Consider the following 26358-nt stretch of genomic DNA (forward strand, 5'->3'; position numbering starts at 1 on the left):
GCCGCGTTCTCGCAACCCTGCGAGAAGCGGAAATCCACTCCCCTCTTCTCTTTTTACACTTGACGTCAGGTGACCCAAGCCCAGGCCTGGACACCTTGCCTGCATAGTTTCTGCTTCCCACAAGGAGGCTGCTATGCGTTTTATTTCAACCAAGTCCGGATCCACCCAGGCCCACCCCCTGCTGAGCAAGCTGGGCCGTGGTTTGTTGCCACTCTGGCTGCGCGCCAAGCCGAGTCAGCACCACTACAGGTTGCAGATCCGTTGCCAGGATCGCGCCGACATGGAGCAGGTGCTCGACATGGTGACTCATACCCTGCAACCGGCCGGGCTGCGTCCCATGCAGTCCCTGAGGCCAGGGCGCAGCGGAGGTCGGGAGCTGGTGCTCAATCTGCACTGCACCCCGCCACAGCGCCGTTATCTGGTGCAGTTCGTGCATCAGGTCGGGGTCGCCCACCCGGTTCGCTGGGAGCTGCGTCCCCGTCGCGACGCCGAGCCACTGCTCAACTAACGGGATCGCGTAGATCGGGGGCCAGCCATGCTGGCCCCTTTCCATCTGGCCCGGCTATCTGCTCGCCATTCTGAGTGCGCGGGCCCGTTTGACCGTGCGCCCGCTTTCATTTCCCATGATGGCCTTCACCGCGCGCACCTCTGCGATTCATCAGGAATGCTCACTGGGCCTTCTATCCTGTATCCCGAAGGCCATCTCAAACCAGAAGGAGTACGCCATGAGAATGTGGCAGCAATTTGACATGATTTCCCTGCTCGACACCCTGGCCAGCCTGTTGCTGGCCTTCGTGCTGGGCAGCCTAGTCGGGCTGGAGCGCCAGTACCGCCAGCGTACCGCCGGTCTTCGCACCAACGTGCTGGTCGCAGTGGGGGCCGCCCTGTTCGTCAGCCTGGCCCAGCGCATCTATGACCTGCACGGCGGCAACTACAACGTGGTCCATGTGGTGGCCTATATCGTCTCCGGCATCGGCTTTCTCGGCGCCGGTGTCATCATGCGCGAGTCTGGCAATATCCGCGGCATCAACACGGCCGCCACCCTGTGGGGCGTGGCGGCTGTGGGCGCGGCCAGCGGGGCCGGGCTCGCCATGGAGGCAGTGCTCGGCGCCCTGTTCGTGCTGGCCGCCAACACCCTGCTGCGACCGCTGGTCAACCAGATCAACCGCCGCCCGGTGGACAATACAGATACCGAGGTGACCTACAGGGTCACGGCCCTCGCCCAGCGCGAGTATCAGAAGGAGGTGCTGCACTGGCTCGAAGAGATGATGGAGCAGGCCAACTACCCTTTGAGCGAGCTGGACATAGAGCCGTTCGGTGAACAGGATCTGGAGATCTCCGCCGTGCTGCTGGCTACCTCCATCGACGGCGACGAGCTGGATGCCCTGATGGTGAAGCTGGCCATTCATCCCCATATCAAGCAGGTGTTCTGGCGCGCCAGCACCACGGATTGAACCGGCTGGGCATGTCTGTGTGCCCTCCCCCGATAAACAAAAAAGCCCCGCCAATTCTGGCGGGGCTTTTGTATGGGAGCAAACCTGCGCGACTAGCGGCGGGTGCGCCAGCGTACCCTGGGGCTGATCACCTGGGCGGTCTGCGCGGGGGGATTGCCCGCGATCAGTTGCTGCATCAGCTCGAAGGCGGCGCGGGCCAGCGCCGGACAATCCTGCGCCACCGAGTCGATGCGCATCGGTATGCAGTCGAGCAGATCGTGATCATCGAAGGTGCACAGCCGCATGCCAGTCTCCATCAGCCCAGCCTCGTTGAGATAGCGCAGCACCCCTTCCAGCAGGGTAAAAGAGGCGGTGAAGAGCCCGCGGGGCGGCGCCCCCAGCTCGGCCACCAGCTCGGCCATCAGCTGATAGCCCGAGCTCGGCTGATAGTCACGATGGCGCACCCGGATGGCGTCCGCCTCAAGCCCGGCTCGATGCAGCCCCAGCTCATACCCGGCAAGCCGATGGCGGCTGGGGGAGAGATCCAGCAGACCGCCGAAATAGTAAATTTCCTCGCCGCATTCGCCAGCCATGTCCCGCACCAGCTCGGCGGTGGCCTTGCAGGCGTCCGAGATCACCATGGGCAGGCGCGACTCGCCTATGTGGCGATCCAGCTGCACCACCGGCAGGCGGTCGTGAATGCGGGCATAGATGTCGTCGCTGTGGCCGCTGGAGGCGACGATGAGGCCATCCACCTGACGGCTGATGAGGTTGTCCACCACCGTCTGCTCCAGAGTGGGATCATCCTCGGAGCAGGCGATCAGCAGCTGGATGCCCGCCTCCCGGCAGTGAGCCTCGAGGGCGCGGGCGATGCGGGCAAAACCGAAGTTGGTGAGATCGGGGATCACCAGACCCCAGGTGTAACTGCGGGTCTCGCGCAGGGCGCGGGCATGAAAGCTCGGCTGGTAGTGGCACTCATCCGCCACCGCCTGGATGCGCTTTTGGGTCTGATCGGCAATCCGGTACTCAGCACTCTTGCCGTTGAGCACCAGACTGGCGGTCGCCTTGGACACCCCCGCCAACTCGGCTATCTGGGCAATCGTGATCCGTTTCTTCTTCTCCACCTGGCCTCCCGGCTGACTAGCACCGGGCTATTGTACTAGGCAAGCCGACAGCGGCCAGTGATTGAGGCAAATTTTGCAGCCCCCACCCGCGTTCCCTGCCGATAGCTGCGGCTTTTCACCGGGGAAGTAGCGGGCCGACAGGCTGTGGCGACCGCCATCGATGAAACACTCCAGACTGGAACGATCGCACAGCACAGTGATCCGCCCACCCAGCCAGGGGGCGGATCGCGTCTCCCATTCCCCGCTCTGCCAGTTCTGGCGCCGCAAGGTGATGCGCCCAGGCTGCCACACCAGCTCGGCCACGGCGCCGAACCAGAGGCTTCCCTCACCGCACAGATCCAGATCGAGCCAGGCCGAGTCGATGGCCAGCCCCGCAAATTCGCCTGGCGTCCCCTCGAACCGGGTCAACTCCCCCTTCAATGCCGCCAGCTCCGCCACCGGCCGCTGGCAGAGCCACTCCCCCTGCCAGAACAGCTCCCGCGGGCAGCTCATCTGATGGATCCAGCCATAGGGGATAGTGGGCTGGCTCATCTCGTTCTCCTCCGGCAGCCCCAGCCAGCCGAACAAGAGGCGCCGCCCCTGACTGTCCTGGGTGGTCTGTGGCGCATAGAACTCGAAGCCCCTGTCCAACTCGTGGAAAGCCCCGTGCTTGAAGTGCTCGCCGTCAAAATGGCCCGCCAGCCAGCCACACTGGTAGAGATTGCGATAATCCTCCCCCACCGGGGCAATCCCTTGCGGGCAACTTATCAGCACGTGGCGACCCCCTAGCGGGAAGAGATCCGGGCACTCCCACATATAGCCAAAGTCGCCGAGACCGCCATGCCCGCTGCCGGCGATGGAGCCCAGCAGCTGCCACTTGTCCAGCGTCTCGCCGCGATAGAGCAGCACTTCGCCCCTGTCATCCAGAGTGCGGGCCCCCAGCACCATGAGCCACTGCTGGCCGTCGTGCCACACCTTGGGGTCGCGCACATGGCCGCTGTAGCCTGCGGGCAGTTCCAGCACAGGCCCCAGCTTGACAAAGCCACCCTCACCATCGGCGCGAGCCAGACACTGGTAGGCGGTACGGCTGCCATCCGGGTATTTGACGTTGCCTGTGTAGATAAGGGTCAGGCACCCCTGCTCGTCGCTCACCGCCGAGCCCGAGTAGCAGCCGTGGCTCTCATAGACTTCGGTGGGCAGCAGCGCCACCGGCTCGTGCTGCCAGTGCAGCAGATCGGTCGAGCTGACATGGCCCCACCCCTTGTTGCTGTGCTCGCAGCCGAGCGGATTCCACTGGTAGAAGAGGTGGTAGCGCCCGTCGTGCTCGATAAAGCCGTTGGGGTCGTTGAGCAGCCCCACCGGGGCTGCCAGATGCCAGCGGGGCCTATGGGGATCGGCCGCCGCCTTGAGCTGTCCGGCCAGCAAGGACCGGACAACCTGGTTGAGGAGATCGACGTCCTTCATCACTCCACCTTGTATTTGAGCAGCCAGGAGGCGGCAAAGGCAGCGCCAAAGGCGATCACCAGCCCGATGACATAGTGGATGAGGCTCATGGGCTGGACTATGGCCATGCCGGGAATGCCGGTCAGCCCCACCGCCGTCATGCCCACCTTGGCCGCCACCACGTAGGCACCGCCCAGGGCACCGCCGAGCAGACCGGCCAGGAAGGGCTTGATGTAGCGCAGGTTGACGCCGAAGATCGCCGCCTCTGTGATGCCGAGCAGGCAGGACATGGCCGCCGGCACTGTGATCGCCTTGATTTTCGGATCCCGTGTCTTGAAGTAGACAGCCAGACAGGCTCCCCCCTGCGCCACGTTGGCCATGGCCCAGATGGGCAACAGGAAGTTGACGCCTATGGCCGGATTGGTGAGCAGCCCCGCCTCTATGGCGTGGAAGCTGTGGTGGATGCCGGTGATGACGATGAGGGAATAGGTGCCGCCAAACACCAGTCCCGCCAACCAGCCTGCCTGCTCATAAAGCGCACTCAGACCGAAGGAGATGCCGTCCCCCAGCACTCGACCCGCCGGACCGATAAACAGCAGCGCCACGAAACCTGTGATGATGACGGTGAGAAACGGCGTGAGGATCAGATCCAGCGCGTCCGGAATGCGCTTGCGCAACTGCTTCTCCAGATGGGACATGAACCAGACCGCCAGCAGCACAGGGAAGACGGTGCCCTGATAGCCGATCATGGCGACATCGAGACCGAAGAAGTCCATGGTCTTGAAGCCACCGGCCACGCCCCAGGCGTTGGTCAGCGCCGGATGGGTGAGGATGCCCCCCATGGTGGCCCCCAGATAGGGGTTGCCGCCAAACTCCCGCGCCGCAGTAAAGCCGATCAGGATCGGCAAAATGATGAAGGCCGCCGAGCTGAACATGTCGAGCATGACGAAGAGGGCACTGTCGGCATTGACCCAGCCGTAGGTGCGCACCATGCCGAGCAGCCCCATCAGCAGACCGGACGCGACGATTGCCGGAATGATGGGCACGAAGATGTTGGAGAGCGTCCGCGCCAGGCGCTGGGCCACATTAAGCTTGGCCGTCGCCATGTCGGTCAGCTCCGCCTTGCTGGCGGTGCCGGTACCGGTCAGGGCGACGAACTCCGCATAGACCTTGTTGACCAGACCTGTGCCGAAGATCACCTGAATTTGACCCGCATTGCTGAAGCAGCCTTTTACCCCGTCCAGCTTGTCGATGGCAGCCTTGTTCACCTTGCTGTCGTCCGCCAGCACCAGCCGCAGCCGAGTGGCACAGTGAGCGGCGCTGACGATGTTCTCCTTGCCCCCGAGCAGGGGCACCAGATCCTTGGCTATCGCACTGATATTCATATTCTTCCTCTTATGACCCGCCGCGCTGGCGGGCCCTTGTCACATGAGAGTAGGGGCTGTCGAGCCGGGCTTCTAGCCGCAGATCAACAGCCGCTTGCGCCTGATCGCAAAAAGGCATCCAGTTCTGTGCGGGTCGGCAGCGCCGTCATGGCCCCCTTGGCGGTGGTGGCAAGCGCCCCGCAGCCGTGAGCCTGGGCCAGGATGGCGTGCAGTTCGGCCAGCGTGGGCAATCGCTCACCCTGCGCCAGCGCGGCCAGGAGACCGGCGACGAAAGCATCCCCCGCCCCCGTGGTGTCGAGTGGGGTCACTTTTTGCCCCACCCACTCCAGCAACTCGCCATCCAGGCGGGCCACCACTCCGGCCGCCCCCCGGGTCACCAGCACCAGCGCCGGGCCCGAGAGAGTGGCGAGCCCTGCGGCCAGCTCATCCTCGCCGCTCAGCAGTTGCAGCTCCTCCACCGAGAGCTTGACCACGTCCGCCAGCGCGATGGCCGCGCTTACCTGTGGCAGCATCTCGGCGGGCTTGCCCCACACTTCGGGGCGCAGGTTGGGGTCGAAACAGACCCGTCCGCCTGCTGCCTTGATGGCGGCCATGGCGTGCAGACAACTGGTGCGCACAGGTTCGTTGGCGAGCGCGATGGAGCAGGTCAGCAGCCACTGACCGGCGCCAAAGCTCGGCAAATCCGCCGGGGTGAGGAACTGGTCGGCACTGGGGCGCACCATGAAGGTGAAGCTGCGCTCCCCTGCCTCATCGAGCGCCACCAGCACGGTCGAGGTGTTATGGGCCGGATCCTGGGTCAGGTGACCGATATCGACACCCTCGGTCACCAGGGTTTCGGCCATGAAGCGGCCGAAGGGATCGGCGCCGACCCGGCCGATAAAGGCCGCATCACCGCCAAGCCGTGCCACCCCGACCGCCACATTGGCGGGGGCGCCGCCCGGACACTTGAGGTAGTGCAGTTCCCCTTCCGGGATCAAGTCCACTACGGCATCCCCCATTACCCACACACGATTCGTCACCTTGCTACTCCACTGCTGCACAGGATTCATTGACGGGGCCAGGCCCTCATCTCTTGGCTTTCATTATTAGCTAAACCGATTTAGCTAACCAACAGATCTCGGCACCGGCTGCCATTTTTGTGATCAGGATAACGAACTAGAACCAGGTTTCCATCTGCACGCCAAAGTTCCACTCGCCACCGGCGGTGAAGTTGCTCTGACCCATGGCATCGTCGCTGGCGTAGTTGTCGAGCTCGGAGGACCAGTCCATCCAAGTCGCGAACACCCGCAGTTCGGGGCGCTCGAAGAAGCCGGCGGTCTGCGCCTTGAAGGTGGGAGCGAAGGTGAGCTTGGTGAAGTTGCCGCTCACCGCCTGGCGGCCCTTGTAGCCCTTGGGATCCAGATCCATGTACTGCCATGCCGCCTCGTAGACCAGCTCGACGTTCTGGCTCAGCACCTGGGCCACCCGGGTATTGAGGGTCAGCCACTGGTATTCATCCCCCTTCACGTAACGGTCCTGGCTCTGCTCTGCCAGCAGGGCCGGCGCGAAACGCCAGCGCGGGTTGAGGTCCGTGGCGCCAAACACGGCGACTCGCACCGCATCGGCATCCGGCAGCAACTCGCTGTCGGAACCCAGCCCCTTGAGCTCGGCCCCCAGGCCATGACCATAGAGGATCGCCGCCTTGGAGAAGCCGGGGTTGATGCCAAAGAAGCTGTCGGCATGATAGGCCAGCAGGGTGTGCGCCCCCTTGTTCGCCGCCTCGCTTCCCTTGCCGCCGTCGTTGATGCGCGCCTCGTTGTCCTTGGCCGAGAGACCGTTCAGCATCCACTGCCAGTTGCCGACGCGGTTGTTCATGGTGAGGATATGGCTCTCTATGTCCGACAGGCCGCTGGCGCTGATGTCACCATAGTCGCGACCATAGAGGGAGAAGTTCGCCTTCCAGCTGTCGGCCAGCTGCACGTCGTAGACGCCACCGCCGGTCCCGGCCAGGAACACCACATCCGAGTCGAGCCAGTGGATGTCGAAGTTGTCCCGATCGAAGCGCTTGCCCGCCCACAACACCGCATGCTTGAAGGGGCCGTCAAAGCTCGCCAGATTGCCGATTTCGGCAAACACCTGGCGGGTATTGAGGCTCGAATCGCTGGCGGTCCAGTCGTTGCTGGTCTCCACGCCATCGGCCAGCATCAGCTTGTAGCGGGCCCAGCTGCCGTCGGCGAAGGTCTGGGTCTTCAGCAGATTGGCCTCCATGTAGGTGTCATCCTCGTTGCCAAGCCGGCCAACAGCCCCGCCCACCGATCCGGCCGGCGTGATGTAGGGCCCACCGCGCCCGCCGTTGCCATTGCCGTTGACCAGCAAGCCCGAGCGGGCATAGCCGTGAAACTCGAAGCCCTGCGCCCCCGCCGTCTTCTCATCCACCTTCTGGCTGCGGCTGTTGGCGACCTGGGCCTGCTCACTGGCCGCACTCGCCTTCACCTCGGCCTGACTGGCACGACTTTCCGCCGCCTCGGCTCGCGCTTCGGCCGCCTGTACCCGCGCCTCCAGCGCCGCCAGCCTGGCTTCGATACCGCCCTCGGCCGCCCACAGCGGACCGCTCATCCCCAATCCCAGCGCTACCGCCAGCGCCAATCTGCTCTTGAACATCATCATCTTCCTCACCTGTCGTGTGTTGCCCGATCGGGCTCTGTTTTTATCGGCGAAGAGAGCATAGCTAAACCGCTTTAGCTAACTCAATACAGAAGCTAAACCGTTTCAGCCACTCTGTGAGCGGGATAACATTTGTACAGAATGAATTGGCTGAACTTGTGAGGTGGATCCCTCATTGGGATCAACTCAATAGGGCGAATCCAAAGTAACCGTTATGAAAATGGCTACCTCGGCAAGGAGCAGTATCTGCACCGACTCAGGCGCTATCGGCAGAGCTAGCACAAGGAACCGTGCTGTGCTCGAAGCGCTACCGGGGCCGCAGTGAGTGGCTAATCAAGGATGACGAGATGCTGTGGCGGTTTATGAGTGATGACGATATCCCGCTGACGAATAACGAGGCGGAACGGGCGCTACGCGGCTATGTGCTATGGCGTAAAGGGAGCTACGGCGTGTGTTCACATCGTGGGGAATTGTTTCGCCAGCGAATACTGTCGTTGGTGGAGACGGCCAAACGACTGGGGCATTGTCCTCAGGAATGGCTTCGTGCAGTCGTCCGAGCTTGCATCGAGAAAACGGATTACCCCCTCCCTGCCGAGTTGTGTGCATCAAGCCCCTGCCGGTGAACGGTTACGTTAACGTCTCATATGTTGCAAGATCAGATTGAAGCGACCTGATTTAGCTGACACGCCCGACAGAAGCCCGTAGGCAAGCCGAAGACATACGATACACGCTAAAAAATTGACCCCGCCACTCGGCGGGGTCAACCTATCAGTTCAGATCCTGGCTGCCAGCTTTCTCAACAGCCGCGAAAAATCAGCCCGAGTTGCGCTCCAAAACAGGCACCCATGGAACCATCTGAAATGCCACCAGATCCGGCATTGCAACTCTGTGCTGCCGCATCACGATAGGCTTTGCATGTATCGTCTTTATTCCCAGCAAAAGCATTTGCAGACATCAAATGGAATAAAGCAATTGCCAAAATACATTTTTTCATAAAATAGTCCTTTAAATAAAAAGCTTGAGTGCTTTTATTGCAACCTGTTTGTCCATAACAAGATAGACGCCAAAACTATACTCACCTGAGTACACCGACACCACCCATTAATCATCATGATATCAATAAAGTTGTTTCTAAATGTTTCTGGCTGCGGATTAATTATTTACCAATAAGTGTCATTCCAGTAGCATCGCCGCATTGATTAATAACGGAGACCATCAGTGGGCAATTCATCAGATGACAGTAGGTTGTTGAGCTCGTCAGCCAATACCTGAGTCGCGAGATCCCGCAGATTCTTCTGCCGCTATCTCGCGCTATGCGGAGAGCGGTTTATTTGCACCTGAGTGCACCCCTTCCCTGTATTCACTCGATGTCTATTACTTGCGCCATCCAGGATCACCCGCTGGATGACGTCAATCATGCCTGCATGGATCTTCTCCTGATATCAGGACCCGCATGTCATTACCGCTGTCTACCCATCAGCCCATGTTGCTCCGCCCATGGCGCGAGTTGCCAATGGCGAGCCCGGTTTGCCTAGGGTCAGTGGCCATGCGGCTTGCCGGCGAAACCGCAGGGGACATGGCAGCCGCCGCTCACCGGGTTGCGTCCGTCTCGCCATCCGGTCTCCCTTGCTGCACGCTTGCCGAGCGTTGCACCTGTTCAGTTCCCCTTTCGTTGCCCATGACGGGCAAGAATATGGCCGTTTTCTACATCAATCAGGAGGTGCCTTATGGACCCTGACCCTGGAGCCAGTACTGGCGACTAGCCCGAGTTAATTTTCGGGTGTTATTTCTTTATCTATTTTTGCTGATGTGATGTCAGTCGGGACTCTATTTGCCATTTTTCCGGCTGATGTAATAAAGGATATATAAATGCAATACCAAGATATTCACCAACAACTGTACGTACTGCTGCAAAACAAGGATCGCATGGGGATCCAGAGCCTGAGCCTGAATATTCATGAAGTCGATTTGGCTCAAGCGATAAAGCGCCTGACAGACAAGCATATTCACACCTTCCTCAGCCTGGTGCCTGCATTGCGGGCCGCTCGCATCTTCCGCCATCTGCCCAGCGACATTCAGGCCAGTCTGGTGCGCTCCATGGCCAAGACCCAGCTGGAGGAGCTGTGCACCCGCCTCTCCCCCGATGACAGAGCCGACCTCTACAATCGTCTGCCCGCCGCCTTGCGCCAGATCCTGCTCGATGCGATGACGGAGGAAGAGCGGGAGGATACCCAACGACTGGCCTCTTACTCCGACAGCCTGGTCGGCTCCATCATGAGCTCGGATTGTGCCAGCCTGCCAGCCGACATCACAGTGGGCGAGGGGCTGCAGCGCCTGCGCAGCACTGCCGCTGACAGAGAAAGCATCTACACCCTGTATGTCGTGGATGAAATGCGCCGCCTCATCGGGGTTGTCTCGCTGCGAGAACTCTTTCTGGCCGACAGCAAGGCCCCCATATCAAGCATCATGCAGCGGGAGCTGGTGAGTATTCAGGCAGATGCCCACAAGGGAGCCGCCGCGGACATGATAGCCCGCTATAACCTGCTGGCCCTGCCGGTGTTGAATAATGACCGACAGCTGCTCGGCATGGTCACTGTGGATGATGCGATGGATGTGGCCGAAGAAGAGGACGCCAACCGCATTGCCCGCTTCGGTGGCACGGCGGCTCTGGGTGGCCCCGAACTCGATCTTCGCGCATCCAGCACACTGAGCATGTTCAATGCCCGTTTCTTCTGGCTGGCGGTACTGACCATCTTTGGCATTCTCACCAGCAATCTGGTCGCGGCCCAGGAGGATCTGCTCAGCGAGGTCCTGATCCTCGCCGCCTTCATTGCCCCCATCATCGACATGGGCGGCAACGCGGGCAGCCAGTCTGCCACCCTGGTGATCCGCTCGATGGGCATGGGGCAGCTCAAGCTGAGCTTGCGTGACTTCTTCTTCGTACTGCGTCGCGATCTGCCCGTTGCCGTGGCGCTGGGGGTGGGTGTCGCCGTGCTGGAAGGCGTGATGGCATTCTGGAGCAAGAGCATAGGTTGGGACATAGTGCTGATCGTCAGCCTGTCCGCCATGACGGTGACCGTCGTTGGCAGCCAGCTCGGTTTGGCTCTGCCCTTCGTGGCGCGCAAGATAGGCACTGACCCGGCCACCCTCAGCTCCCCCATGCTCACCTCGATCATGGATCTGCTGGGTGTGTTGATCTATTTTGGCTTCGCCTATGCCTTCCTCGGCAGCACGCTGGTCGGCGCCTGATATGGACAGCTCTGCACATCGGAATGACGGGTCGCGATAGCGCTCGGCTCAAGACGACAAAAAAAGAGGGAGGCATCATGCCTCCCTCTTTCTATCTTGGTGCCGGACCGGCTGCCATCAGCGGGTCAGGTCGTCGAAGAAGCGTTTCACCCCTTCGAAGAAGCCTTCCGATCTCGGCTTGTGGGTCTTGGCGGCGGCACCGCTGAACGACTCGTCCAGCTGGCGCAGCAGCTCTTTCTGGGACTCGGTCAGCTTGACCGGGGTCTCGACCACCACCTTGCACATCAGATCCCCCACCTGGCCGGAGCGCACGGACTTGACGCCCTTGCCCCGCATGCGGAACATCTTGCCGGTCTGGGTCTCGGGAGTGACCTTGAGCTTGACGCGGCCATCCAGGGTCGGCACTTCGATCTCGCCACCGAGTGCGGCGGCGGTGAAGCTGATGGGCACTTCGCAGTAGAGGTTGTTGCCGTCACGCACGAAGATCTCGTGCTCCTTGACGTGCACCTGTACGTAGAGATCCCCGGCCGGAGCCCCGGCTTCCCCCGCTTCCCCTTCGCCGGAGAGACGGATGCGATCGCCGGTATCGACGCCCGCCGGAATTTTCACCGACAGTGTCTTGGTCTTCTGGTAGCGACCCTCGCCATGGCACTTGCGGCACGGATCCTTGATGATCTTGCCGCGACCGTGGCAGTGCGGACAGGCTTGCTGCACCGCGAAGAAGCCCTGACGCATCTGCACCTGACCGGCCCCGTGGCAGGTCGGGCAGGTCTGGGCACTGCTGCCGGTGTGGGCGCCGGAGCCGTTGCAGACCTCGCAGTGGACCAGGGTCGGTACCTTGATCTCCTTGGAGACGCCGCGCACCGCCTCTTCCAGGGTCAGCTCCATGGTGTAGCGCAGGTCGGAACCCCGGGCCGGACCACGACGACCGCCGCCGTTGCGACCGCCAAAGATGTCGCCAAAGATGTCGCCGAACGCATCACCGAAATCGGCTCCGCCGCCAAAGCCACCGTGGCCACCGCCACCCTGGCTCTGATCCACGCCGGCATGACCGTACTGGTCATAACGGGCGCGCAAGTTGGCATCGGTCAGGACCTCATAGGCTTCCTTGACCTCTTTGAACTTCTCTTCGGAGGCGGCATCACCCTGGTTGCGATCCGGGTGAAACTTCATCGCCAGACGCTTGTACGCCTTCTTGATCTCGCGCTCGTCGGCATCTTTCGATACCCCGAGCACTTCATAGAAATCGCGCTTTGACATACTGATCCTGTTGCTACGTAAACAGTTATGCAGACGGGCGTTGGTCACCCAACGCCCGTAAATTCATCGTTCAAGCCGATGGGCAGAGCGGACTCTGCCCATCTGGGTGTGGCTTATTTCTTGTCGTCTTTCACTTCTTCGAACTCGGCATCGACCACGTCGTCGTCAGCCTTGGCGGAAGAAGAGGACTGACCGGCATCGGCGCCAGCGCCCTGAGCCTGGGCTTGCTGCTGGGCAATCTCCATCAGCTTCTGGGAGGCTTCCATCAGCGCCTGTTGCTTGGCTTCGATGACCGCCTTGTCGTCACCCTTGATGACGGCTTCCAGCTCGCTCAATGCGGTTTCGATCTTGGTCTTGTCGTCGGCAGGCAGGGCTTCACCGGCTTCGGCTACCTGCTTGCGGACCGAGTGGACCAGACCGTCAGCCTGGTTGCGGGTCTGCACCAGCTCTTCAAACTTCTTGTCTTCGGCCGCGTTGGCTTCCGCCTCGCGTACCATGCGTTCGATCTCTTCATCAGACAGACCGGAGGAAGCCTGGATGGTGATCTTCTGCTCCTTGTTGGTCTCCTTGTCTTTGGCAGAGACGTGCAGGATACCGTTGGCATCGATGTCGAAGGTCACTTCGATCTGCGGCAGGCCACGCTGAGCCGGACGGATACCTTCCAGGTTGAACTGGCCCAGGGACTTGTTGTCGCTGGCGCGCTTGCGCTCACCCTGCAGCACGTGAATGGTCACGGCAGACTGGTTGTCTTCGGCGGTGGAGAACACCTGGGACTTCTTGGTCGGGATGGTGGTGTTCTTCTCGATCAGCGCAGTCATCACGCTGCCCATGGTTTCGATACCCAGGGAGAGCGGAGTCACGTCCAGCAGCAGTACGTCGGTCTTGTCACCGGACAGTACGGCACCCTGGATGGCAGCACCCATGGCCACGGCTTCGTCCGGGTTGACGTCTTTGCGCGGCTCTTTGCCAAAGAACTCGGCAACAGTCTTCTGCACCATAGGCATGCGGGTCTGACCGCCTACCAGGATGACGTCGTCGATCTCGCCAACGGCCAGACCTGAGTCTTTCAGGGCGGTACGGACCGGCTCGAGCGAGTCTTTCACCATGTCTTCCACCAGCGATTCCAGCTTGGCGCGGGTCACCTTGATGTTCATGTGCTTGGGACCTGTGGCATCTGCAGTGATGTACGGCAGGTTCACGTCGGTCTGCTGGGCGGAAGAGAGCTCGATCTTGGCTTTCTCGGCGGCATCTTTCAGACGCTGCAGGGCCAGCTGGTCGTTGCGCAGGTCGATGCCCTGCTCACGCTTGAACTCATCTACCAGATAGTTGATGACGCGGTTGTCGAAGTCTTCACCACCCAGGTGGGTGTTACCGTTGGTCGCCAGTACTTCGAAGGTGGTTTCCCCTTCGACTTCGTCGATCTCGATGATGGAGATATCGAAAGTACCGCCACCCAGGTCATACACGGCAACCTTGCGCTCGCCCTTGACCTTGTTCACGCCGTAAGCGAAAGCAGCTGCTGTCGGTTCGTTGATGATGCGTTTTACATCCAGACCCGCGATGCGACCGGCATCCTTGGTAGCCTGACGCTGGGCATCGTTGAAGTAGGCCGGTACTGTGATGACGGCTTCGGTCACCGGCTCGCCCAGGTAATCCTCGGCGGTCTTCTTCATCTTCTTCAGCACTTCGGCAGAGATCTGCGGCGGTGCCATTTTCTTGCCCTTCACTTCAACCCAGGCATCACCGTTGTCAGCCTTGGCGATGGCGTACGGCATGATCTTCAGGTCACGCTGCACTTCTTCATCTTCGAAACGGCGACCGATCAGACGCTTGATGGCGAACAGGGTGTTCTTCGGGTTGGTGATGGCCTGACGCTTGGCCGGCTGACCAACCAGGATCTCGCCATCATCGGCATAGGCAATGATGGACGGAGTAGTACGATCGCCTTCTGCGTTCTCGATCACGCGAGCGGTGTCGCCATCCAGAATAGCGACGCAGGAGTTGGTAGTACCCAGGTCAATACCGATGATTTTACCCATTTGACGAATCTCCAAATACTTTGAATAAACTGGCGAGGAACTCGCCTTAATGCGTTAACGGCTAGGTGGGGGCAGCCAGAGTGGCTTTCAAGCTCCCGGCATCAAATTTTTTGTGCCGCCGCGGCCTTGCAACCTATATGGGGTCTCAAGTTGTCGCTTCAAGCCCCGCCCTCAAAAAACCGCGCATTCTTGCCCTGTTTACGGCTGAATGCTTGCCAAATGGCGCCACTGAATACGCAGAATGGCGCCGCTATCAATAAAAAGCCCGCCGAGCGGCGGGCTCAGCACAGCGATGACTCTCAGGCCGGCGCCTTGGAGACCATCACCATGGCCGGACGGATCACCCGACCGTTGAGCTCGTAGCCCTTCTGCATCACGGCGATGACGGTGTTCGGTGCCAGCTCGCCATTTTCGATCATGCTCATCGCCTGATGGGCGTTGGGATCGAACGGCTGATTGAGCGGATCCAGCGGATTCAGACCAAACTTGCCCACCGAGCTCTGCATGGATTTGAGGGTCAGCTCGACCCCTTCGATCATGGGCTTGAGGGCATCGTTCTCTTTGTCCGCCAGCTCAATGGCGCGCTCCAGGTTGTCCAGTACCGGCAGCAGTTCGGCGGCGAATTTCTCCAGCGCAAACTTGTGAGCCTTCTCCACGTCCTGGGCGGCGCGGCGACGCAGGTTTTCCATCTCGGCGACGGCACGAATGGCACGCTCGCGCTCTTCATTGGACGCCAGCCGGGCGGCGTCCAGTTGGGCCTCCAGCTCGGCAATGCGGGCCTGCTCGGCTGTCACTTCACTGTCTACATCGGTCGGCTCGACTGGCTGGACTTCCACTTGCTCCATCGCTTCAACCTTTTGTTCTTCGTGGTTCATGACATCTCCAATTTCAGGGTTGCTTGTTAGGGTCTGTTGACGTTCGGGTGCGCGACAAGTCGCTAACAGACCCTGTAATGGCGCTATTATGGGGACGCAGCCCCGGCTTTCAAGGGGAAAAGGGCGCTATCGTCGCCAATGAGCCGAGCCAACGGCCAAATTGCCACTTTTCATGGCGCTATGCCCACCAGTCGACGCCGGCAGCAGACAAATCCCCCACAAAGCGCGGTATACTCCCCCCAATACTCATCCCAGACCCGACAGCATATGGATTCTCCGTTCAAAACCATTGCCCTGATTGGCAAACCCCACCACGAAGGGGCCAACCAGACCCTGACCGGTCTGCATCAATATCTCACTACCCGAGGTTTTCGGGTGCTGGTGGAGAGCCGGGTGGCCCACACCCTCGGCATCATGGATGAGAACGTGATGGATCTGGTCCAGCTCGGTGAGCAGGCGGATCTGGCCATAGTCGTCGGCGGGGACGGCAACATGCTGGGGGCGGCCCGGGTGCTGTCACGGTTCGACGTGGCGGTGATCGGCGTCAACCGGGGCAATCTCGGCTTTTTGACCGACCTGTCGCCGCAGGATTACCTGCTGCCGCTGGAACAGGTGCTCTCAGGCCACTACAAGAGTGAACACCGCTTCCTGCTGGAGGCCGCCGTCTATCGTCACGGGGAGCGTAAATCGAGCAACCTGGCGGTGAACGAAGCCGTGCTGCACCCGGGCAAGATAGCCCACATGATCGAGTTCGAGGTCTATATCGATGGCAGCTTCATGTACAGCCAGCGCTCGGACGGCATCATAGTCGCCACCCCGACCGGCTCCACCGCCTATTCGCTATCGGCGGGCGGCGCCATCCTCACCCCCAAGCTCAACGCCATCACCCTGGTGCCCATGTTCCCGCACACCCTCAGCAGCCGCCCCATAGTGCTGGATGCGGACAGCGAGGTGCGGTTGCTGGTCTCGCCCGACAATCAGGACGATGCCATGCAGGTGAGCTGTGACGGTCAGGTGACCCTGGCGGTCCACCCGGGTGACGAGATCCTCATCAAGAAGAGCAGCCACAAGCTGCACCTGGTGCATCCCCTTGATTACAGCTACTTCCACGTGCTGCGCAACAAGCTCGGCTGGGGCAGCAAGCTGTTCTAAGCCGCTTTTCAACCCTTCCTTGTCCATCCTGTTGCGGGCCGACTCTTTACTGTATGTAAAACCAGTATATACTGGATGCATACACAGTAATGTTGGCCCATACAGGATGAGACCATGCTGACCCAGCTGACCGTCAACAACTTCGCCATCGTCAAGTTTCTCGAACTCGATCTGCAACCCGGCATGACCTGCATCACGGGTGAGACGGGTGCCGGTAAATCCATCGCCATAGACGCGCTCGGCCTCTGCCTCGGCGAGCGGGCCGAAGCCAGCATGGTGCGCCCCGATAGCGACAAGACAGAGGTCAGCGCCCGTTTCCTGCTGGACGGCAACCCGGCCGCCCGCGCCTGGCTCGCCGCCAACGAGCTGGACAACGAAGGCGAATGCATAGTGCGGCGGGTACTCTCCGCCGAGGGGCGTTCCCGCAGCTACATCAACGGGGTGCCCGTCCCCCTGACCCAGCTCAAGAACCTGGGTCAACTGCTGGTCAACGTCCACGGCCAGCACGCCCACCAGCTCCTGCTCAAGCCCGACTACCAGCTCAGCTTGCTGGATGGCTACGCCGGCCATCACCTGCTGCTGGACGAAGTGCGCCAGCATTATCAGCTGTGGCGCCAGCTGCAAAACGAGCTCAATCGCCTCAAGGCCGAACAGCAACAGCGGGAGGCCCGCCGTCAGCTCATCGAATATCAGGTGCAGGAGCTGGACGAGTTTGCCCTGCAACCGGGGGAGTTCGAGGCGATCGAAGAAGAGCATCAGCGGCTCGCCAACGGCACCGAGCTGATGCAGGAGTGCGGCGCCTGTCTCGATCTGCTCTATGACAACGAAGAGACCACCATCGCCGGCCTGTTGCAGGTTGCCGTCGACAAGGCCGAGGGTCTGGTGGGCATGGACAGCCGGCTCACCCCTGTGCTGGAGATGTTGAACGAGGCGATGATAGGCGTGCAGGAGAGCCACAGCGAGCTGCGCAGCTATCTGGATCGGCTTGAACTGGATCCCGAGCGCTTCAACGAGCTGGAAGCCCGCCTCTCCAAAGCCATCAATCTGGCCCGCAAGCACCATGTCAAACCGGCCGAGCTGGCCCTGCATCATCAGGATCTGGCCAGTGATCTCGCCCGCCTCAACTCTGATGAAGAGCGCCTCGAGGGCATGGAAGATGAACTGGCCGAGGCCCGCCTTGCCTTCGTGCAGGCCGCCGAGGCCCTGAGCCAGAGCCGTCAGCGTTACGCCCAGGAGCTAGGCACCAAGGTGACCGCCAGCATGCACGAGCTGGCGATGCCGGACGGCCGCTTCGCCATCGAGGTGCGACCGGATGCCCAGAGCAGCCTGTCACCACTCGGCATCGATCGGGTGGAATTTATGGTCACCACCAACCCGGGGCAACCGATCCAGCCGCTCGGCAAGGTGGCCTCGGGGGGTGAACTGTCGCGGATCAGCCTCGCCATAGTGGTGATCAGCGCCCGCAAGGTCTCGACCCCGACCCTGATTTTCGATGAGGTGGACGTGGGGATCAGCGGCCCCACCGCCGCCGTGGTGGGTCGTCTGCTGCGCCAGCTCGGTGAATCCACTCAGGTCATGGTGGTGACTCACCTGCCGCAGGTGGCAGGCAAGGGCCACCAGCACATGGTGGTGAGCAAGCACACGGACGGCAAGACAACTGAGACCCAGATGCAGGCACTGGATCAGGGAGCCCGCCTCAAGGAGCTGGCTCGTCTGCTGGGCGGCGACCATATCACCGACAATACCCTGGCCAACGCCCGCGAGCTGCTGGCCTCCTGAGCAAGCATCTCCAGGCAGGCAGTAAAAGGGAGCGCCAGACCCGCAGGGTTGGGCTCTCCTTTTTTGTTGCTCTCCCCTCATTGCCTCATGCTCTTTTCCTCTCCCACAATCCCCTCCTCTGGCTGGCCAGCCAATATCAGAGAAGCCTCTCTGACCCGGACCTGGCGCTGGCGGTAGACAGGACAACACCTGAGCTGCAGCCAAATTCCTGAGGCAGGATCTGGGTCTGGGTCTGGGTCTGGGTCTGGGTCTGGGTCTGGGTCTGCAATATGGTACTCGCCATGGCCTGCTCCACCCACACGGCAGGGGGCAGCAAGGGACTATAGGATCAGCCTGGTTGCCAGAACTAGCACAGCTGCATAGAGTGAAACCAGACTGGGGGCAAGCCCTCACTCCGTTTAGCCATCTTATCCGCGCCCCCTGCCCGATCTGCGTCATCGCGATCTCGGCCAGGCGAGCCTCCAACGTCAGGAATGTCTTTATGCTCCATGTGTTTGGCCACAAGAACCCCGATAGCGACAGCATCTGTACCGCCCTGGTCACCGCCGACTGGCTCAATCGACAGGGCCGGCAGGCCCAGGCCTATGCCCTGGGTGAACCCATAGCCGAAACCCGCTTCATTCTGGAAACTGCCGGGGTCGATGCCCCGCCCCTGCTGCAGGGCAGCGTGGCCAACAAATCTGTGTTTCTAGTGGATTTCAGCGAGCTGGAGCAGGGGCCAGAGGGGCTGGCCGAGGCCGACGTGCAGGGGCTGATCGATCACCACAGGATAGGCACACTCATCACCCGGGGCCCGCTCGATGCCTGGATCCGGGCCGTGGGTTGCAGCGCCACCGTCCTGCTGGAGCTGATGGGCTATGACACCCTCTCTCGCACCCAGGCTCGCCTGCTGCTAGGGGCCATCATCAGCGACACCTTCAGCCTCACCTCGCCGACCACCACGGCCCGTGATCGCGCCGCCGTCAATGCGCTGCTGCCCCTGGCCGATCTGGCGCTGGAGCCCTTCGCCCAGACCCTGCTGGAGCGGCGTACCCAGCTCGGTGACGCTCCTATGACAGAGCTGCTCGTCGCCGACGAGAAGGCGTACCAGATCGCCGGTTACAAGCTCTATGTCAGCCAGATCTGCGTGATGGATCCGGCGCAGATCCACACCCGCCAGGCCGAGCTGGCGCAGGCCATGCAAGACCGGCTGGAGCAAGATGAGCTGGATGCCTATGTGCTGATGCTGACCGATCTGGCCAAGGGCGGCAGCCTGCTCTACTTCGCCAGCAAGGGCATACTGCCCGAGCAGCCGACTCATCTGGCCGGCGCCGTCAGCCGCAAGAAAGAGGGGCTGCCCTGGTTGACCCAGTATCTCTCCTCAGACCCGGCTTGAGTTCAGTGGAGAGGGGCCGGCCCAGGGCTGGCTCCCTCTCCACTCTCCATCGCCCACTCTTGCCACCGCCTCCCGCACGCCCCAAACCGCTCCCGCCCGCGCTCTCATCGATGCCAAACCACAGGATCCTGGTTTTTGGCGCCTATCCACAGCGCAAACATGCTGCCCTGTCAGGTTTTTCACTGCCAACAGACCAATGAACCGTCAAAAAGCAAGGTTCCCTTCATTTTCCATTCAACTCAGTCTGTTATGATGATGTGAACGAACATGGCTTTGCGATGCATCACCGACAAAGAGTGACGCCAGACGCGCGAAACCGGTTCGTTCTATGCGACACATAGCGGGAACACAGTGGTAGGGGACAGACAATTTGTCCCCGGTGCCCCGCGCCATGCCAAGGAGAACTGCTTATGACCTCAACCCATATTGTGCTGTTGCTGGAAGGCAAGGATTACGAGCAGGAGACACTGGCCAAAGCAAGCCGGTTGGTACAGGGAATGGGCGGTGAATTGACCCTGCTGCACCTGACCCACAGCAGCAAGATGCGCCGCAAGAGCCTGTCACTGTCCGAGGAGGAACGCAGTGCCCAGGGCACCCTGGATGCCAAGGCCATCATCAGCGAGCTCATCACCACCCTGCAGCACCCGGTGGATTACCAGTGTCTGGTGGTCGATGACGTGGTGCCCGATCTGAAGCGCTGGCTGGACGCGCACCCGGCGGATCTGTTGCTGGTGGGCAGCCGCCACCACTGGATGGAAGGGTCACTGGCCCGCCTGCTCATCTACAAGCTGCCGATCGATATCCAGATCTGCCACGAACCCTACGCCGAACAGCTCAAGGCCGTCGGCTGATCTGCCTGGCGCCCACCCCACGGGTGGGCGCCGCTTGCCAACATGGCACAACCTCCTTTCATTCCCTCTCGCCGCACGCTCTCGCACCTCTCCGCCCTGCCCATCCAGGCCGCCCCCCAGCCACAGTCCTGACGGCAGGCAAGGCCGGTAATGACAAGGCTATCTACATGTTTCCTTACATATTCATCGCTGTTTTTTAAGCCTCGTTTGCTGCAGGATATTGCCCTTGCACGCCTTCGCACGTTTCTTTCAGGTGATAAATGAACATAACCCCCAAGCAGCGAAAATTCGCCCTGCTCATCCTGCTCCCGCTGGCTGCCATCTCCTGGCTGGCCTGGCCGAACAAGGCCCCCGAGCCCGTGCTGAGCGCGCCAGTGACTCGTCAGGATGTGGAGCAGACTGTGCTGGCCAGCGGCGTACTGCAGGCCATAGAGCAGGTGGATGTGGGTGCCCAGGTCTCGGGTCAGGTGACCTATCTGGCGGTCGAGGCAGGGCAGAGCGTCAAGCAGGGGGAGCTGCTGGCCGAGATAGACCCGCTGCTCGCCCAGAACAACCTCAAGACCGCCGAGGCGGATCTCGCCAGTCGCCGAGCCCAGCTCAAGATCAAGCAGGCACAGCTCAAGCAAAACGAGCTGGCCTGGCGTCGCCAGCAGCAGATGTTCAGGCAGGAAGCCAGCTCCCGCGCCGATCTGGAGAGCGCCGAAGCCCAGCTGGCGGTCACCCGGGCCGAGCTGCAGAGCGCCCAGGCCGAGATCGAGAATGCGCTGATCAAGGTGGATCGCACCAAAACAGAGCTGGGCTATAACCGCATCCTGGCCCCCATGGATGGCACAGTCGTCAGCATAGTGACCCGCCAGGGCCAGACCCTGGCCGCCAGCCAGACGGTGCCGACCCTGCTCAAGCTCGCCAACCTGGAGACAATGACGGTGAAGGCGCAGATCTCCGAGGCAGATGTCACCCGGGTCAAGGCCGGCATGCCGGTCTATTTCACCCTGATGGGGGATGCGGACACCCGCTATCACGGCACCCTGCGCACGGTCGAGCTGGCCCCCACCAACATCAATGAGCAGGCCACCAGCACCACGGCTACCAGCAATGCCGCCGTCTACTACTACGCCCTGTTCGACGTGCCCAACCCGGATCACACCCTGCGGGTCGCCATGACCACGCAAGTCACCATAGTGCTCGGCGAGCGCAAGCAGGTACTGACCATTCCACAGACGGCCCTTGGCAAGAAGCTGGGGGAGAACGAGTACGAGGTCACCCTGCTCAAGGATGACGATCAGAAAGAGACGCGCCGCATCAAGACCGGCATGAAGGATGACATCAAGGTGGAGGTGGTCAGCGGCCTGAGCGAGCAGGAGAAAGTCACCCTGGGCCAGGGCAAGCCGGTCAGCGACGGTGACATGGAGATAATGCTGTGAGCGAGCCGCTGATCCAGCTCAAGGGCATAGAGCGACGCTATCAGAGCGGGGAGCAGGAGGTTACCGTCCTGCATCCGCTGGATCTGACCATAGAGGCGGGGGAGATGATCGCCATCGTCGGCGCCTCCGGCTCCGGCAAATCCACCCTGATGAACCTGCTCGGCTGCCTCGATCGTCCAAGCGCGGGCCAGTACCTGTTCCGGGGGCAGGACACAGCCACCCTGGACGCCCTCTCCCTGGCCCGGTTGCGCTGCCACCACTTTGGTTTCATCTTTCAGCGCTACCACCTGCTGCCGCACCTCAATGCCGCCGCCAACGTGGAGATCCCGGCCGTCTATGCCGGCGCCTCCCGTCCCGAACGGCAGGCGCGCTCCCAAGCCCTGCTGGCACGGCTGGGCTTGAGCGATCGCAGCCATCACACCCCGGGCCAGCTCTCCGGCGGCCAGCAGCAGAGGGTCAGTATCGCCCGGGCGCTGGCCAACGGCGGCGAGGTGATCCTGGCGGATGAACCCACCGGCGCCCTCGACAGCCAAAGCGGCAAGGAGGTGATGGCCATCCTCAAGGAGCTGCATGCCCAGGGCCACACCATCATACTGGTGACCCACGACATGGCGGTGGCCAGCCACGCGGATCGCATCATCACGCTGCGCGATGGCCGGGTGTTGGAAGACAGCGGCAAACCGGCCACGGCCACAGCCCCCCTTCAGCCCGCCCCACCCACCGCCAGGGCCGGTGGCAACGACTGGGATCGCTATCGCGAGGCGGGGCGCATGGCGCTGCACGCCATGCTGGCCCACCGCATGCGCACCTTCCTCACCATGCTCGGCATCATCATCGGCATAGCCGCCGTGGTGAGCGTGGTTGCGCTCGGTCAGGGCGCCCGTGCCAAGGTGATCGATCAGATCAACGCCATGGGCACCAACACCATAGACATCTTCCCCGGCAAGGATTGGGGAGACGAGAAGGCTGCCAGCATCCAGACCCTCAACAAGCGGGATCTCGATGCCCTGCTCGGCCAGCCTTATCTGGAAGGGGCCAGCCCCCAGATCGCCTCGTCGGGTCAGCTGCGTTATCGCAACAAGACCAGCAGCGGCAGCATAGTGGGGGTCGGCAGCGACTTCTTCCGGGTCAAGGGGATGAAGCTCACCAGTGGCCGCCTGTTTGACGAGCGCGACATCCAGAACCGGGCCGCGGTGGCCGTGGTGGATGGCAAAACTATAAAGAGTCTGCTCGGCGAGGAAGATCCCGTCGGCCAGGTGGTACTGGTTGGCACCCTGCCGGTGCGCATCATAGGCGTGGTGGAAGAGGAGACGGGGTTTGGCCGCAGCAGTCAATCGGTCAATGTTTGGCTGCCCTACAGCGCCGTGATGAGCCGCCTTATCTCCCAGAACCACTTCAGCCAGCTCACCATTCGGGTCAAGGACGGGGTGCAACCCGCCCTTGCCGAACAGGCCGCCATCGAGCTGCTGACCCAGCGTCACGGGGTGAAGGACTTCTTCACCTTCAGCAGCGACAGCATCATCAAGTCTGTGGAGAAGACCACGGCCACCATGACGCTGCTGGTCTCCGCCATCGCGGTGATCTCCCTCATCGTCGGCGGGGTCGGGGTGATGAACATCATGCTGGTCTCGGTGGTGGAGCGCACCCGTGAAATCGGGATCCGCATCGCGGTCGGTGCCCGCCAGTCGGACATTTTGCAGCAGTTTCTGATCGAGGCGGTGATGGTGAGCCTGCTCGGCGGCATGCTCGGGGTCGGCGTCTCCCTGCTCATCGGCCTGCTCTTCTCCCTGTTCGTGGAGAGCATACAGATGCAGTTCTCGCTCTTTTCCATCCTGATGGCGTTTGGCTGCTCCTCGCTCATCGGGATCCTGTTTGGTTACCTGCCCGCCCGCAATGCCGCCCGGCTCGATCCGGTCGAGGCGCTGGCGAGGGAATGACGATGCACAACTTATCCAGACTGGGGCTCTGCCTCGCCCTTGCCGCAGGCGTGAGCGCCTGCAGCCAGCAGAGCACCTATCACAGACAAGATCTGGCGCTGGCCCCGAGCTGGCAGCAGCCGGACGAGGGGCTCACCCGGCAGCAAGCCGGCCTCTGGTGGCAAGGGTTTCATGATCCGGCGCTGGATCAGCTGGTGGCGGCCGTGCTGGCCGCCAACCCCGACATGCAGGTCGCCGGACTGAGGCTCAGAAGCGCACTGCTGGGTGCGGATCTCGCCGATACCAACCTGACCCCCTCAGTCAATGCCAGCCTGGGCGCCAACGGCACCAAGGACCTGAAGAGTGGCAAGGCCAGCGGCAGCATGGGCCCCACCCTGACCCTCGGCTACGAGGTAGATCTGTGGGGCCGGCTCGCCTCGGTGCGGGATCAGGCGAGCTGGGAAGCCCAGGCCTCCGCCCAGGATCTGGCGGCCACCCGTCTGATGCTGATCGGCAAGGCGCTGGAGCAGTACTGGCAACTGGCCTATCTCGGCTCGGCCGTCAGTCTGGGCGAGCGGCAACTGGCCAACTATGCCCGTGCCGAGCAGCTGACCCAGGCCAAATACCAGGCCGGCGCCGTCACCCGGCTCGATCTGGTGCAGGCCAGCCAGCAGAAGGCGGGCAAGCAGGCGGAACTCAGCTCGCTCCTGATGCAGCAGGAACAGGCCCGCAATGCCCTGCGCCTCTTGCTCGGTCGCAGCAGTGGTCCGCTGCCATTTGCCCCGAGCGCACTGACGACGACGCCCGCGCCATCGCTGGCAGTCGGCATACCGGCAGATGTGCTGGCGCGGCGCCCCGACGTGCGCGCCGCCGAGCTGCGGCTGCGCAAGACACTGGCGAAAGGGGACGAGATCCGCACCGGTTTCTACCCCACCCTCAGCCTCACCGGCGGGGCAAGCACCAGCTCGGATACCCTGACCCAGGTGCTGCAAAACCCGGTCGGCACCCTGGGCGCCACCCTGGCGCTGCCCTTCCTTGAATACAACAAGACCCGGCTCTCCATCGCGGGCTCAGAGCTTGACTACCAGATCGCCGAGGCCGAGTTTCGCAAGCAGCTCTACACAGCCCTGGTGGAGGTGGAAGATGGCCTGGCCGCCCGCCATCATGGCGAGCAGCGCCTGAGCTATCTGGCCGAGCAGCTGGCGTTTGCCAAAGAGGCGGAGCGGCTGGCCAAGGCCCGTTTCCAGGCCGGTGCCACCGGAGTGCAGGCCTGGCTGGATGAGCAGAACCGGTTGTGGGATGCCGAGCTCGCCCTGCTCGGTCAGCAGAAGGAGCAGCTCAACACCATGGCCAGGATCTACAAGGCGTTGGGGGGCAGCGATCGCAGCTAACCCAAGCCCTGGCGACGCCGCCACTCATGCCATGAGAGGTGGCGTTTTTCTCCCTTTTTCATGTCCCCTTCCTGACGGACTGCCACACAAAGCAATTGATAATAGTTTTCATTTAATGAAAAATGGGCGCCATTATCAGTCAGGAGTATCCATATGTCTCAGCCCGCCCCGGTCAATCGTCCTCGTCTGCTCACGGTCAAACACATCCGGGATGTGAGCCCGCACCTGCGCCGAGTCTGCCTGACCAGCCCGGAACTCGCTGACTACCCCTTCACCTGCGGCGGCGCCCATATCAAGATCATGCTGCCCCAGCCAGGCCAGGCCCATACCGTGCTGCCCACGCCCACCCCGCAAGGGCCGCGCTGGGAAGACCCGAGCCAGCGCCCCATCATGCGCACCTTCACCATACGGGCGTTTCGCCGCGAGGCGCTGGAGCTGGACATCGACTTCGCCCTGCACGGCGATGCCGGCCCCGCCAGCCGCTTTGCCCTTGAGGCCCAGCCCGGCGATCTGCTGGCCATCTCGGGCCCGGGCGGCCCGGATCCCATGCTGCAACCCGCCCTGCATTACTACATGGCGGGGGATCTCACTTCCCTGCCCGCCATCAGCGCCATGGCGGAGGTGATGCCCGCCGACGCCCAGGGCCATATCGCCCTGCTGGTGCCCTATCAGGAAGATGTGCAGGATCTGTCGCTGCCGGCCGGCGTCAGCCTGCGCTGGTTTATCGGCCCCCCCGAACAGACAGAACCGCTGGTGGCCTATTTCACCGCCCTGCCGATGCAGGAACAGGCGAGCTACTTCTGGTTCGGCGGCGAAGAGGGGCTGGTAGTGCCCTTGCGCCGCCACGTCAGGCGCACCCTGGAGGTGGATCGCACACGCGTCTACGCCGTGCCCTACTGGCGTCAAGGCAAGGATGAAGAGGCCTATCACCACGCCCGTCACGACGTGATGGACAGCTGATCCCCCACATTTTTCCTCCCATTATCAAGCTCATGGCCTGCCGGTCATGGGCTTGATGGCTATCTGCCCTCCCCCGTTTT

21 protein-coding genes and 1 pseudogene are annotated in these 26358 nt (G+C 61.9%); 12 read left to right on the plus strand and 10 right to left on the minus strand.

Annotation, left to right across the window (positions count from 1 at the left end; translation table 11 throughout):
* The first annotated feature begins 133 nt into the window (after positions 1 to 133).
* Together AACW87_RS12035 and AACW87_RS12040 are read left to right on the plus strand one after the other, a co-directional pair.
* Positions 134 to 508 carry a hypothetical protein gene (locus AACW87_RS12035; RefSeq protein ID WP_043556778.1) on the plus strand — a complete coding sequence of 125 codons (375 nt, stop codon included), beginning with the start codon at positions 134 to 136 and terminating at the stop codon, positions 506 to 508.
* A gap of 217 nt (positions 509 to 725) precedes the next feature.
* The gene (locus tag AACW87_RS12040) at positions 726 to 1454 is read left to right on the plus strand and encodes an MgtC/SapB family protein (protein ID WP_043134302.1); all 729 of its coding nucleotides are present in this window, start codon (positions 726 to 728) and stop codon (positions 1452 to 1454) included.
* 92 nt (positions 1455 to 1546) lie between these two features.
* Here AACW87_RS12040 and AACW87_RS12045 read toward each other — a convergent pair whose 3' ends face one another.
* From AACW87_RS12045 to AACW87_RS12065, 5 genes are all read right to left on the minus strand, one after another.
* Entirely contained in the window at positions 1547 to 2557 is a 1011-nt protein-coding gene (locus tag AACW87_RS12045; RefSeq protein ID WP_043134305.1) for a substrate-binding domain-containing protein, read from the minus strand.
* Between the two features lie 27 nt (positions 2558 to 2584).
* Complete coding sequence (locus AACW87_RS12050; protein WP_241325051.1) at positions 2585 to 4000, minus strand: glycoside hydrolase family 32 protein; 1416 nt, start codon at positions 3998 to 4000, stop codon at positions 2585 to 2587.
* Entirely contained in the window at positions 4000 to 5364 is a 1365-nt protein-coding gene (locus AACW87_RS12055; protein WP_043556782.1) for a sucrose-specific PTS transporter subunit IIBC, read from the minus strand. Before AACW87_RS12055 ends, AACW87_RS12050 begins: the two co-directional genes overlap by 1 nt.
* A gap of 83 nt (positions 5365 to 5447) precedes the next feature.
* Complete coding sequence (locus AACW87_RS12060) at positions 5448 to 6362, minus strand: aminoimidazole riboside kinase (RefSeq protein WP_241325308.1); 915 nt, start codon at positions 6360 to 6362, stop codon at positions 5448 to 5450.
* Between the two features lie 157 nt (positions 6363 to 6519).
* Positions 6520 to 8010 (minus strand): carbohydrate porin, encoded by a 1491-nt coding sequence (locus tag AACW87_RS12065; RefSeq protein ID WP_241325052.1) that lies wholly within the window; start codon positions 8008 to 8010, stop codon positions 6520 to 6522.
* 204 nt (positions 8011 to 8214) lie between these two features.
* Here AACW87_RS12065 and AACW87_RS12070 point away from each other — a divergent pair.
* Positions 8215 to 8630: pseudogene (locus AACW87_RS12070) on the plus strand (IS66 family transposase); the annotation flags it as partial.
* 173 nt (positions 8631 to 8803) lie between these two features.
* Here AACW87_RS12070 and AACW87_RS12075 read toward each other — a convergent pair.
* Positions 8804 to 9001, minus strand: a complete 198-nt coding sequence (locus tag AACW87_RS12075; RefSeq protein ID WP_241278388.1) for a hypothetical protein — start codon at positions 8999 to 9001, stop codon at positions 8804 to 8806.
* Between the two features lie 875 nt (positions 9002 to 9876).
* Between AACW87_RS12075 and mgtE the strand changes: the two genes are divergently transcribed.
* Complete coding sequence (mgtE, locus tag AACW87_RS12080; RefSeq protein WP_241325053.1) at positions 9877 to 11256, plus strand: magnesium transporter; 1380 nt, start codon at positions 9877 to 9879, stop codon at positions 11254 to 11256.
* 117 nt (positions 11257 to 11373) lie between these two features.
* Here the strand turns inward: mgtE and dnaJ are convergent, their stop codons facing one another.
* The 3 genes from dnaJ to grpE form a co-directional block, all read right to left on the minus strand.
* On the minus strand, positions 11374 to 12516 hold the full coding sequence (dnaJ, locus tag AACW87_RS12085) for a molecular chaperone DnaJ (protein ID WP_042871174.1): 1143 nt from the start codon (positions 12514 to 12516) through the stop codon (positions 11374 to 11376).
* Between the two features lie 113 nt (positions 12517 to 12629).
* Positions 12630 to 14555, minus strand: coding sequence for a molecular chaperone DnaK (gene dnaK, locus AACW87_RS12090; RefSeq protein ID WP_043556785.1), 1926 nt, complete (start codon positions 14553 to 14555; stop codon positions 12630 to 12632).
* Positions 14556 to 14854: 299 nt separating this feature from the next.
* Positions 14855 to 15430 carry a nucleotide exchange factor GrpE gene (gene grpE, locus AACW87_RS12095; RefSeq protein ID WP_043556786.1) on the minus strand — a complete coding sequence of 192 codons (576 nt, stop codon included), beginning with the start codon at positions 15428 to 15430 and terminating at the stop codon, positions 14855 to 14857.
* Between the two features lie 267 nt (positions 15431 to 15697).
* Here grpE and nadK point away from each other — a divergent pair, with 267 nt between their 5' ends.
* Together nadK and recN are read left to right on the plus strand one after the other, a co-directional pair.
* Complete coding sequence (gene nadK / locus AACW87_RS12100; protein WP_042871168.1) at positions 15698 to 16582, plus strand: NAD(+) kinase; 885 nt, start codon at positions 15698 to 15700, stop codon at positions 16580 to 16582.
* A gap of 114 nt (positions 16583 to 16696) precedes the next feature.
* Positions 16697 to 18361 (plus strand): DNA repair protein RecN, encoded by a 1665-nt coding sequence (gene recN, locus AACW87_RS12105; protein WP_098983297.1) that lies wholly within the window; start codon positions 16697 to 16699, stop codon positions 18359 to 18361.
* 136 nt (positions 18362 to 18497) lie between these two features.
* Here recN and AACW87_RS12110 read toward each other — a convergent pair whose 3' ends face one another.
* On the minus strand, positions 18498 to 18644 hold the full coding sequence (locus AACW87_RS12110) for a hypothetical protein (protein WP_241325054.1): 147 nt from the start codon (positions 18642 to 18644) through the stop codon (positions 18498 to 18500).
* Positions 18645 to 18842: 198 nt separating this feature from the next.
* Here AACW87_RS12110 and AACW87_RS12115 point away from each other — a divergent pair, with 198 nt between their 5' ends.
* The 6 genes from AACW87_RS12115 (at position 18843) to AACW87_RS12140 (ending at position 26278) form a co-directional block, all read left to right on the plus strand.
* Positions 18843 to 19736, plus strand: coding sequence for a DHHA2 domain-containing protein (locus AACW87_RS12115; protein WP_098983295.1), 894 nt, complete (start codon positions 18843 to 18845; stop codon positions 19734 to 19736).
* A gap of 410 nt (positions 19737 to 20146) precedes the next feature.
* Positions 20147 to 20587 (plus strand): universal stress protein, encoded by a 441-nt coding sequence (locus AACW87_RS12120; RefSeq protein WP_043134323.1) that lies wholly within the window; start codon positions 20147 to 20149, stop codon positions 20585 to 20587.
* Between the two features lie 260 nt (positions 20588 to 20847).
* Positions 20848 to 22011, plus strand: coding sequence for an efflux RND transporter periplasmic adaptor subunit (locus AACW87_RS12125; RefSeq protein WP_241325055.1), 1164 nt, complete (start codon positions 20848 to 20850; stop codon positions 22009 to 22011).
* Entirely contained in the window at positions 22008 to 23948 is a 1941-nt protein-coding gene (locus AACW87_RS12130) for a MacB family efflux pump subunit (RefSeq protein WP_241325056.1), read from the plus strand. The genes AACW87_RS12125 and AACW87_RS12130 overlap by 4 nt, the downstream gene beginning before the upstream one ends.
* Positions 23945 to 25318 (plus strand): efflux transporter outer membrane subunit, encoded by a 1374-nt coding sequence (locus tag AACW87_RS12135; protein ID WP_241325057.1) that lies wholly within the window; start codon positions 23945 to 23947, stop codon positions 25316 to 25318. Before AACW87_RS12130 ends, AACW87_RS12135 begins: the two co-directional genes overlap by 4 nt.
* Positions 25319 to 25471: 153 nt before the next feature.
* A complete protein-coding gene (locus tag AACW87_RS12140) occupies positions 25472 to 26278 on the plus strand; it encodes a siderophore-interacting protein (RefSeq protein ID WP_241325058.1) in 807 nt (268 codons plus the stop codon).
* Positions 26279 to 26358 lie beyond the last annotated feature (80 nt).

This window comes from Aeromonas sp. MR7, from assembly GCF_963899385.1.
Lineage (GTDB): Bacteria > Pseudomonadota > Gammaproteobacteria > Enterobacterales > Aeromonadaceae > Aeromonas > Aeromonas bestiarum.